Annotated in this window: 10 protein-coding genes; 1 reads left to right on the top strand and 9 read right to left on the bottom strand. The window is 37.6% G+C overall.

Annotated features, from left to right (window positions below; translation table 11 throughout):
* Positions 1-164: 164 nt before the first annotated feature.
* From rsmA to HMPREF3182_RS04715, 9 genes are all read right to left on the bottom strand, one after another.
* Entirely contained in the window at positions 165-1,016 is an 852-nt protein-coding gene (rsmA, locus tag HMPREF3182_RS04755) for a 16S rRNA (adenine(1518)-N(6)/adenine(1519)-N(6))-dimethyltransferase RsmA (protein WP_062485777.1), read from the bottom strand.
* 5 nt (positions 1,017-1,021) lie between these two features.
* Positions 1,022-1,561, bottom strand: a complete 540-nt coding sequence (rnmV, locus tag HMPREF3182_RS04750) for a ribonuclease M5 (protein ID WP_007392994.1) — start codon at positions 1,559-1,561, stop codon at positions 1,022-1,024.
* Positions 1,554-2,804 (bottom strand): methionine gamma-lyase family protein, encoded by a 1,251-nt coding sequence (locus tag HMPREF3182_RS04745; RefSeq protein ID WP_206445557.1) that lies wholly within the window; start codon positions 2,802-2,804, stop codon positions 1,554-1,556. The genes rnmV and HMPREF3182_RS04745 overlap by 8 nt, the downstream gene beginning before the upstream one ends.
* A 10-nt stretch (positions 2,805-2,814) precedes the next feature.
* The gene (gene miaA / locus HMPREF3182_RS04740; protein WP_062485771.1) at positions 2,815-3,759 is read right to left on the bottom strand and encodes a tRNA (adenosine(37)-N6)-dimethylallyltransferase MiaA; all 945 of its coding nucleotides are present in this window, start codon (positions 3,757-3,759) and stop codon (positions 2,815-2,817) included.
* Positions 3,747-4,538, bottom strand: a complete 792-nt coding sequence (locus HMPREF3182_RS04735) for a class I SAM-dependent methyltransferase (protein ID WP_007393011.1) — start codon at positions 4,536-4,538, stop codon at positions 3,747-3,749. Before HMPREF3182_RS04735 ends, miaA begins: the two co-directional genes overlap by 13 nt.
* Entirely contained in the window at positions 4,535-6,427 is a 1,893-nt protein-coding gene (gene mutL, locus HMPREF3182_RS04730; RefSeq protein WP_062485768.1) for a DNA mismatch repair endonuclease MutL, read from the bottom strand. Before mutL ends, HMPREF3182_RS04735 begins: the two co-directional genes overlap by 4 nt.
* Entirely contained in the window at positions 6,424-9,021 is a 2,598-nt protein-coding gene (mutS, locus tag HMPREF3182_RS04725; RefSeq protein ID WP_062485765.1) for a DNA mismatch repair protein MutS, read from the bottom strand. The genes mutL and mutS overlap by 4 nt, the downstream gene beginning before the upstream one ends.
* 1 nt (position 9,022) lies before the next feature.
* Complete coding sequence (miaB, locus tag HMPREF3182_RS04720) at positions 9,023-10,354, bottom strand: tRNA (N6-isopentenyl adenosine(37)-C2)-methylthiotransferase MiaB (protein WP_007393009.1); 1,332 nt, start codon at positions 10,352-10,354, stop codon at positions 9,023-9,025.
* 292 nt (positions 10,355-10,646) lie between these two features.
* Positions 10,647-10,859, bottom strand: a complete 213-nt coding sequence (locus HMPREF3182_RS04715) for a hypothetical protein (RefSeq protein WP_007392999.1) — start codon at positions 10,857-10,859, stop codon at positions 10,647-10,649.
* A gap of 165 nt (positions 10,860-11,024) precedes the next feature.
* Between HMPREF3182_RS04715 and HMPREF3182_RS04710 the strand changes: the two genes are divergently transcribed.
* Entirely contained in the window at positions 11,025-11,588 is a 564-nt protein-coding gene (locus HMPREF3182_RS04710) for a flavodoxin family protein (RefSeq protein WP_062485762.1), read from the top strand.
* Positions 11,589-11,624: the final 36 nt, after the last annotated feature.

Below are 11,624 nucleotides of genomic sequence, written 5' to 3'. Positions count from 1 at the left end.
GTTTTTCAATTCTACATATATAAAATCTTAGACCTCATATTATCATACCATGATTTTTCTGAAAAAATTCTTTTCATTATCTTTATTGTACACGCAATATATATATACGTCAATCAATTATCCGTTTTCATTATAATCATTTTGATATAAAAGCATACTCATTATCATTTTAATAAAGATATATGATTAGCAATTTGTGCAAATTCAGATAAATTCAATGTTTCTCCACGCCGATTACCATCAATATTCACTTGCTCTAATACATGCATAATCACATTTTTATCATAACCAGCACCTTTCAACGCATTCATTAGTGTTTTACGCCGTTGGGCAAATGCCGCTTTAACCACAGCAAAGAACCGTTTTTCATCACTTACTTCAACAATCGGCTTATTCCGAATTTGTAATTCCACAACGGATGAAGTTACCTCTGGTGCGGGTAAAAAAGAGTGCGGGGAAATATCAAATAATAGCTGCGGCTCGGTATAATATTGTACAGCTACAGACAAAGCCCCATATATTTTATTTCCTGGAACTGCAACCATACGCTGTGCAACTTCTTTTTGTACCATAAAAATCATCCGCTTAATTGGTAACCTAGACTCTAACAACTGCATAATAATCGGGGTTGTTATATAATAAGGCAAATTTGCACAAACGGTAAAAGGCGTCTTTTTTACAATATCTAGAATCGATATTTTTAAAATATCGCCATGAATAATTTCTACATTATCATAATGTGCTAATGTTTTAGCTAATACTGGCAATAAATGTACATCTAATTCTACCGCATGCACAAATGCACCTGTTTCTGCTAAAGCCTGTGTCAAACTCCCTATGCCTGGACCAATTTCCAAAACCGAATCGCCGTCTTTAAGATCCGCTGCTATGGCAATCTGATGTACTACATCAGGAGAAATTAAAAAATTTTGTCCCAACTTTTTATTCATTCGCAATCCAAAACGTTTAACAATATATCGTACTACATCTTCTTTTGCTAATTCTATATCTTTCATATATGCTAATCTCCTATTTGAGCAACGGCCTGTTTCCACTCTTCGCGTGTAACACCATAATGATTTAAACGTTGCAAAAATTGTTTTGCATTTCCATATCCTATACCCAATATTGCCCCTATCTTACTGCGACGAACCGACGCATTGCCACAACCACTACATTGCGCACTCCATAAATCAGCCATCGTAAAAGTGCTGGTAGGAGTATATTGTTGATATCGTGTTTTTAACAACGCACTTTTAATTGATTCTGCTGCTGCCTGCTCTATACCAATATCTCCATTAGCCGTAGCCTCTTCACGTGAAATAAACGCATGTTTTGCTTTAGGAAAACGTTTACTCAAATACATGCGAATACGTTCTCCCGCACTATCGGGATCCGTTAAAATAATAATCCCCCGTTTTTCATAAGCTCGTTGAATATGTTCTAATGTATCCTTCCTCAATGAAAAACCATCGGTAGTAATCATATCAACATCAATATGAGATGCTTGAATACGTGCTACATCCGATCGACCTTCTACTACCAATACTTCTTTAATCATACCCTACTCCTTCATTACGTTCCATAATATATTGTGCCGCCTGTAACACTGCTAATACATTATGCTCAAAAACAATACCCCCTTGCAAATATACAACATAAGGATCTCGAATGGGGCCATCTGCTGATAATTCAATAGAAGAACCTTGCACAAATGCACCAGCCGCCATAATAATTTTATCACTATAACCCGGCATATCATCAGGTATTGGTGTCACATGTGCATCAACAGGCGAAAAGGTTTGAATTCCTTCACAAAAATGACACATGTTATCTTCATTTTCCAAATAAATGGTTTGGATCAAATCAGAGCGCCGTGTCGTCGCTTGCGGCTCAACTTTAAACCCTAATTCCGCAAAAACAGCGGCTGCAAATACTGCCCCTTTAATAGCTTGAGCCGTTACATGCGGGGCCATAAAAAATCCTTGAAAAAATAACCGATATCCTGTTGCATAAGAACCTAATTCCTCTCCTAATCCTGGTGCAGTTAAATAATCGGCTGCCGCTTCTACAAGTTCTGTTTTTCCTGCAATATATCCTCCCGTTGGAGCAATACCACCACCAGCGTTTTTAATTAAAGAACCAGCAATAATATCTGCCCCTACTTCAATAGGTTCTCGCGTATCGGTAAATTCACCATAACAATTATCGACAAAGCAAATTGTTTGAGGACTATATTGTTTAACGGTTTTGATAATGCACTGTATATCTTCAATCGTCAAAGATGGTCTTGAAGCATAACCTCGTGAACGTTGAATAAGAGCAACCTTTGGTTGTAATCGCTTTACGGTCTTCGCAATCGAAGTTAAATCGTATGTATTATGCAAAAGCGATACTTCTTCATATAAGACACCTTTTTCTTTTAAAGAATGCGGCGTATAACGACTGTATCCAATTACACCTTGCATTGTATCATAAGGAGCGCCAACTAACGATACCAATGTATCTCCTGCCTGTAATAAAGAACATAGCACCGTAGCTAGTGTATGTGTACCCGAAACAAAATGCGGTCTGACTAACGCTTTTTCCGCATGAAACACCTGTGCATAAACAGCATCTAAGTGTTCTCGACCTAAATCATTATAACCATAGCCTGTTGTTCCAGCAAAATGAAAAGCAGATAACTGAACTGCTTTATATGCTTGTAACACTTTACGTGTATTTTCCAATGCAATATGATCAATGTGCTGAAATTGATCTGCACAAATATAAAATGCTTTATTTTTAATTTCTTCCCACTGTATTGCCACTATTTTATTTCCTTTCTTGCAAATCCCAAGGCAAATTAGCCATAACATCTTGTATTAATTCGCTCTCTGTTCCATAGGTTTCTTTTGCAAACCAATGAATATATGGCATCCGTTTAAACCAAGTAATTTGTCGCTTAGCAAATTGCCTTGTTCTCTTTTTAATTATCATAACCGCTTTTTCCAAGCTTAATTCATGTCGTATATATGCAGCCAATTCTCTATACCCAATAGCCTTCATAGCTTGACTTTCCATATCGCATCCTAGTTGCAATAAGTACCTTACTTCATCAATCCATCCTTGTTGAATCATCATATCAATGCGCTTTTCAATACGTTCATATAACACACTTCTTGGCAATGATAAGCCAATCACATAAGCATCATAGCAAGAAGAACTAGCTTTACCTGCATGAATAAATTCTTTCCCCTGACCTAATTCAATCGCCTCAAGCAATCGAATTAAACGATTTTTATTCGCTAATAATTCATGCCAATCTTTCGGTTCCCACTGTGTATGTTTGTAAATATGTGCTTTCAATGTAGCCACATTACTATGTTTAATACGCTGTATCACCTGTGTGCGAATGGCTGGCACACTTTGAGGTGCACCAAATTCATATCCTTCTAACAACGCTTGTATATATAATCCCGTTCCACCAACCACAATCGGAATAGCATGTTGTTCATTATATTGGGCAATATACTGTTTAGCCTGAATACAAAATTGTGCCGCCGAATAAGTTTGTTCAGGCTGCAATATATTAATAAAATAATGACGAAATTGCCGTAATTCTTCAGGTGTTGGTTTCGCCGTGCCAATATCCATATGCTTGTATACTTGATAAGCATCACCAGAAATAAGTGGGGCTTTTAATTTTTCCGCTAAAGCAAAACTTAAAGCCGTCTTGCCGACTGCTGTTGCACCGACTATGGCGACTACTTTGTCCATGCTTGACTGCCTCCTTTCAACACTGCATATTGAATATGACTATATTTTCCTCCGATATTCTCCATCCACGGAAACCATGATTGTATCCATTTCGTAGATTGTGTCTTAATAACTACGCGACTTGCTTTGGTTAGTGCTAAATCAATAATTTCTTTTGTTATGGGTTCTAAGGTTACAACATTGCGCAAAGGCTTAAAATTACTACTTAAAAGTACAGGATGTGCAAACATTGGATCAAAATAGATAACATCATAATATTCTGACGTTCGTCTCAACCAAATTTGATAATCCATGGCAATAAATCGAATGCGACGCAAGGCCGCAGTCACGTCCTCTTTTTCATGTCTATAATGTTGAAACCCCCACGCTGTAATAACGCCTAAATATGGTGAATTTTCTAATGCGGTTACACGTGTTCCCGAAGGCAAGCCAAAAGAAGCCGTAATTGCATCGGCCCCTAAACCACAAGTACAATCTAATATATGCCCGGCCTGTCTCATATCAAAAGCTTCTAACAGATAATCCCGTTCCCCTCTACGTAATTTTTTAATCCGTAATTCCGCTAACTGCAAACTAAAACCATGTTTTCCCTGAGGTGTATATAATTGAGGACCCTTTGCCGTATAAACAATAAAAATTCCACCGCTAAGCTCAGTTAAGCGTTCTAACGATTTTCCCCATCGCTCTACAAATATCCCCCCTATATGATGAGTCCACTGTTTAGCCGCGATACATACCGTCCCACTAGCTTTCATTGATGTCGTTACGATTAATTTCATGTTCGCTTAAATAATTTCGCCAATTCTTCTGCCGTAAAACGAATAATTACAGGTCTACCATGGGGGCAAACAAAAGGCTTTTCTGTTTTAAATAAATCATCTAATAACTGTTTCATCTCACGCATCGTAATATGATCCCCCGCTTTAATCGCTCCCCGACACGATAAATACGCTAATGCCCGATGCCGAATAGTTGCCTTATCAAGATGCTTATTTTCTTGTAAATCATGACATATAGTTTGCAATGATTCTTGAATCATACTCATCGACAAATCACAAGGAATTTCTTCTACACGAATAGTTTCAGGTCCAGCTTGTGAATACGTATAGCCTAAATCCTGAAATACCGCTTCTTGTTCTAATAAAATTGTCATATCATTTGTATCAAATTCAACAAACAAAGGCATCAATAATTGCTGACTCGGCAATCCTTCAACACGCTTGCAAAAACGATCATATCGTACTCGTTCATGAGCTGCATGTTGATCAATAATATATAAGTCATTTCCTTTTTTTGCTAAAACATAACATTCAGCTACCGATCCCAGGGGAAAGATCTCTTCCGTATCGGCAAAACGAATACTATCCGCACTCACCGCTTCTACGCCTTCTTTTTGGGCTAACTGCTGTGAAAATGCGCGTTCATCAACTGGAATAGATGAAGATGGTAACGGCACATAGTCATTCGTATGTCTGATCGGTTGTGCTGATTTTTCTAATGGCATATTAGACAATATAAGCGGTTGACGCTGTGACTCTACCTTGCTTCTTTCAACTAAACTATCTTCTCCACAAAAAAATGATTGTTGCACATGTGCATATTGAGCTGATGCTTCTTCAATATGTTGCATCTGCTGTGAATTTGCTTGGATCGGACGCGCCACCTGTTCTGGGGCCTCTTGTGCTACCAACGCTTGCACAATGGCATGATAAATAGCATGATAAATAGCTTTTTCATCAGAAAATTTAATTTCAGTTTTAGCTGGATGAACATTGACATCTATCGTAGCTGGATCCATCTGTAAATGAATCATAGCAAAAGGATATCCTACTTTGGGTAACATAGCATGATATGCATTATCAACTGCTTTGAACATCATCGGATTGTGAACAGTACGTTGATTCACCACACATGTTTGCCAATTTCGTGAACTTTTTAAAATAGACGGTCTACCAACAAATCCCGTCACCATTACATACTCATCTTCATATTGTACTGGAAAAATTTCCTTTGCTACATCTACCCCATAAATAGCCGCAATTGTTTCTTTTAACTCACCAGTTCCACCCGTTTGTAGCGTAGTTCTACCATTATTAATAAAAGAAAAACCAATATCCGAATGAGCCAATGCCAACTTTGTCAACATTTCACTAATTTTTGACGCCTCTGTTCGCTCGCTTTTTAAAAATTTTTTCCGTGCTGGTGTATTAAAGAACAAATCGTTCACTTCCATCGTTGTTCCAATAGACGAACCAACTTGTTCTTCCGTTTCTACCTTCCCTGCATTAACTATTAAATGAGTGGCAAAATCATCCTCTTTTCTACGCGTCGTAATTTGAAAACGAGATACAGAAGCAATACTCGGAATAGCCTCACCTCGAAACCCCAAAGATGTAATAGAAAAAATATCTTCAACCGAGCGAATCTTGCTGGTCGCATGTCGAATCATACACATGTGGGCATCTTCTTGACTCATACCACACCCATCATCTGTAACACGAATATAAGTTTGACCACCATTTGCGATTTCTACTTCAATCATAGTTGCCCCTGCATCAATAGCATTTTCTACTAATTCTTTAACACAAGAAGAAGGCCGTTCTACCACTTCTCCTGCGGCAATTTTATTTCTTGTAGCTTCATCTAATACAGCAATCATCGCATTCACTTCATTCCACTCCCCTCTTTTGCCTCCGTTTGTAATTTATACAAAAACGAAATAGCTTCAATAGGTGTCAATGCCATAACATCCACTGACACTAATGCATCTATAATTGGATTCGTGAATAAATCTATATTACGTTCAACAACTTCCTTAGAAACAGACACCCGACAAGGTCTTGTTTCCGCTGCCTCTAAGTCTTTTAAAATTACTTCCGCCCTGCTTAATAAAGATTCTGGTACTCCCGCCAATCGTGCAACATGCAATCCATAACTACGATCCGCACCACCAGCAATAATACGTCGCAAAAAAGTAATATCTTTGCCGCGCTCTTTAACAGCTACCGTATAATTTTTTATTTTTGTCGTTTTATCGCTCATATCAATTAATTCATGATAATGAGTAGCAAATAATGTTAAAGCATGAACCTTACTTTCTACATATTCGATCACCGCACGGGCAATAGACATGCCATCAAAAGTACTCGTCCCTCGCCCAATCTCATCAAAAATAAGCAAACTATTCATAGTCGCATGTTTTAAGATATATGCGACTTCCTTCATTTCAACCATAAATGTACTTTGTCCTGTCAATATATCGTCACTAGCACCAATTCTAGTAAAAATACGATCAACGGGACAAATAGATGCTTCTTTAGCTGGAATAAACGCTCCTATTTGGGTCATTAAAACCAATACGGCTACTTGACGCATGTACGTCGATTTTCCCGCCATATTAGGTCCTGTAAGCACTAGAATTTCATGATCATTGTGATTTAATTGCACATCATTAGGTACAAATACTTCCGACTTCAAAAATCGTTCAATAATAGGATGTCGTCCGTCCCGAATAAGAATAGTCCGCTCTGTATTCAATTGCGGTCGTATATACCTATATTTTTGTGCTGCCACCGCAAGACTAACCAAGCAATCTACTTGTGCCAATGCTCGTGCCGTCTCTTGCATAGCCGCAATTTGTTGTTGCAAGTCTTCTCGTATTGTTGCAAACAATGCCGTTTCTAATGCTAACATCCGTTCTTGTGCAGTAAGTACTTTTACTTCAAATTCTTTTAAATCTGGCGTAATATAACGTTCTGCGTTAACCAATGTTTGCTTACGTACATAATAGTCAGGAATCGGTTTGGTATTAGCATGAGAAATCTCAAAATAATACCCAAATACTTTTGTATAACCAATTTTCATTTTAATACCCGTGCGTTCCCGTTCGGTTGCTTCCAATTCCTGCAATATGGTTTGACTATCTGCTGCTAATCGCCTAATCTCATCCAACTCTGCTGAAAAACCACTGCGGATAACCCCACCATTGCGTAACACCGTACCAGGATTATCGTTAATTCCCCTCATTAATAACGTATACATATCATCGTGTACAGAAATCTGTGTTGCCAATTGCTTAAGCATCCTAGATTGAGTTTGTGCTAAATATTGCTTAATTGCGGGCAACGCTGCTAACGACTCCCGTAAAGCTACCATATCTTTAGGATTGACTGTTCCAATTTCAATACGCGTCAAAATACGTTCAAAATCAAAAATACGGGATAAAATGTTTACCAAGTCTTGTCGTAATGTTACTTTTTGCACTAGTTCTGCCACACTGTCTTGTCGATACGTAATATCCCCAATCGATAGCAATGGAGATTCTAACCACTTCCGTAGTAACCGGCCTCCCATCGCCGTCTGAGTATGATCAAGCACTTCTAACAGTGTACCCTTACGCCCACCATCCCTAACATTTTGAGTTACCTCTAAATGACGCAAACTAGCAGCATCCAATACCAATTGTTTTGTATAATCAATGGCGATTAATAAATTCATATGAGAAATTTCAGACTTCATTACATCGGCAATATATTTCAACAACACACCGATACAAGCTAATACAGGTTTGGCTTTTTCAACAGCTTGTGCTGAAAAATATTTAACTGGTAACGTTTCATAAGCAATACTTTCATCTCGCTGAATCGCGGTTACCGTACAACTCCAATCACGAGTGTCTAAAAATCGTTTTACTCGTGACTGTTGCGATGAAGCCATTGTTTCTATCACTAATTCACGAGGTGTATAAACAGATAATATATCAAATAATTTCTCTTCCATCTGCTTAATACTACATGCCATCCACATACATTCTCCTGTGGTAACTTCCGCTAAAGCCAAAGATATCATATTTCCTTGTTGCATAATACAACCAATATAATTATTTTGCTTCGCTGCGACAGCATGCTCCATCGTAATCGTTCCTGGTGTTACCACTTTAATAATCTGTCTCTTGACAATCCCTTTTGTCATTTTGGGATCTTCCATTTGCTCACAAATCGCAACTTTATAGCCTTTTTGTACCAACCGTTCAATATACGTATCAGCCGAATGAAAAGGAACTCCACACATAGGAACCTTTTCTTTATTTCCCCCTGCACGCCCTGTCAACGTTAAATCTAATTCACGTGATGCCGTAATAGCATCATCAAAAAACATTTCATAAAAATCGCCTAACCGAAAAAATAATAATTGATCTTGACATTGCTTCTTTACTTCCAAGTATTGCTTCATCATGGGAGTCAATTTTACTTCCTCTGTCATGCTATCCTCCTTGGCTTACAATATGCCCCTTCAACACCCACGTTTGTCCTTTATCAACCGCTACCGAAACAGTATCTCCAATAGACACCGAACCATCATTTTCCCAAATAATCATTTTATTACCGCCCGTCCTTCCGAACCAATGATGTTCATCATTTTTAGTCGGGCCTTCAACAATAACAGAATATACGCACTGTTCCATTTTTTTATTTAAAGCTAAACTAAATTCATTTTGAATATCCATCAAACGTTTCAATCGTTTACTTTTTTCCTCTTGTGGGATTTGATCTTTCCACGTTGCTGCAGGCGTACCCGTTCGTGGTGAATAAATAAAAGTGTAAGCCATATCATAGCCGACACGCTGAATAAGTGCCAATGTTTCCTGGAACATCTCTTCCGTTTCACCTGGAAATCCTACAATCATATCCGTTGTTAAGACTAAATCGGGCATTTTTTCTCGAGCATAATCGACTAACTCTAAGTAATGTTCTACTGTATAGCCTCGATTCATACGTTTTAACGTTGCGTTAGAGCCACTTTGCACGGGCAAATGCAAATGATGCACAACTCGTGTACTACGAGCAATAGCATCAATCATCTTTTTGGTCATATCCTTTGGATGACTCGTCATATATCGAATACGTTCCACGCCTTTAGCATCTTCCAATGCATCTACCAAAGAAGAAAAATCCGTTCCATCTTTTAAATCCAATCCATAGGAATTAACATTTTGCCCTAATAACGTAATTTCTTTATATCCAGCTCTCCCTAACGCCTTTACCTCTGCTACAATATCTTGCAAGGGCCTACTTACTTCACGTCCCCGTACATGCGGAACAATACAATACGTGCAATATTTATTACATCCATTCATAATAGGAACCCAAGCAAAAAATTTATGAAAGCGCTTCGTGGGTAAATCATGAAAGGCCGGTAAAGACATATCCGCAGCTAGTGCATGTTTACCTTGTCGAACTTGTAATAACTCTGTAAGTTTATGTATATTATGCGTACCAATTACCAAATCAACATGCGGTGCACGTTCAAATAACCTATCTTGCCACTCCTGTGCCATACAACCTGTAATCGCAATAACCAACTTAGGATTTCTTTCTTTATAATGTTTTAATTCGCCAATTTTTCCTAATGTTTTTCCTTCCGCTGTTTCTCGCACACAACAAGTATTGAGTAAAATGACATCAGCCATATCCATGTCTTCCGTCATGTGATATCCTAACGCCTCTAATTGACCTGCATAACGTTCACTATCACTAGAATTCATTTGACAACCATAGGTTGCAATATATGCAAATTTATTTCCTAAGACATCCATACTATCTTCAACACTCCACCACTATAATAGAATTTACATGTACTTTATATCATACCATAGCCAAGTAAAGTTACGCAAATAAACACCTCTCAGCCCATTCATAATTTTCCATACCTTCTCTTTCGTTTCTTTTTATCGATTCCTCTTTCATAATCCCCTCGTTTTAAATAGCCTAAAAAACTAATTAACAAAAAGATCTCATGCTTTTTATAAAATAATCGACATCAGATATATAGCTTCTACTGATGCCGATATTTTTACAACATATAAACGATTTACCTAACACACACAATCAATATATATTTTTCTTTTTCGCACTACCATTCATAGCCATACTTAATAGATCTTGCTTTTTTACTAATGCTGCTGCAATAGCTGGATGATATTTTCCAATTTCTCGTCGTTGTGCCGCTGTTACATAAGGTGAAAAAAAAGCAATCCATGCCGCAAAATCTGTTAAATATGCCGCCCATGATAGCTGTTCATCTACATCACGTGCTAGCATATAATCCCCTCCATTTAATTAGTATATCATTCGTAATAATGAAAAACAAACTCATTATTTATGTGTTTATATCAATATCTTGTAATCTTAGTCACATCTCTTTACATCAGCATTTTAAATATGTTATATTGCAACTAATAAAGAGTGTATTGAGAGGTGTTCATCATGAAAGTTTTATTATTAAATGGTAGTCGCCGTAAAGAAGGATGTACTTATACCGCATTAAGTGTCGTTGCCAATGCGTTACAAGAACAATCTATAGAAACGGAAATTATTCACGCTGTACCTACTGATACAGTAATAAAAGAAGTAGCCGAAAAATTAAAAACCTGTGATGGTATTGTTCTCGGTTCTCCTGTATATTGGGCTTCACCAACGGGAGAAGTAATTACATTTTTAGATAAACTTTGTACCATTGCTGGCAAAGAATTACATCATAAAGTCGGTGCCGTTGTTGTATCTGCTCGACGTGCAGGAACAACCGCATCGTTAGATGTCCTCTTAAAATATCTATCCTATCATCAAATGATCATCGTTTCTTCTAATTATTGGAATATGATCCACGGAAATCGTCCTGATGAAGTTCAACAAGATATTAAAGGATTACAAATTATGCGCACCCTAGGAAAAAATATGGCCTGGATCATGTCCTGCATCGATGCGGGAAAAAAGGTTGGTATAACCCCTCCTATAACCGAACAAAAAATTATGACCAATTACATTCGCTAATCGCTAATAAAAAAAGAGATGGATATATATCCATCT

Source organism: Megasphaera hutchinsoni (assembly GCF_001553405.1).
Classification (GTDB): domain Bacteria; phylum Bacillota; class Negativicutes; order Veillonellales; family Megasphaeraceae; genus Megasphaera; species Megasphaera hutchinsoni.
Note: the sequence above shows the minus strand (reverse complement) of the source record. Positions and strands in the feature narration are given on the sequence as shown.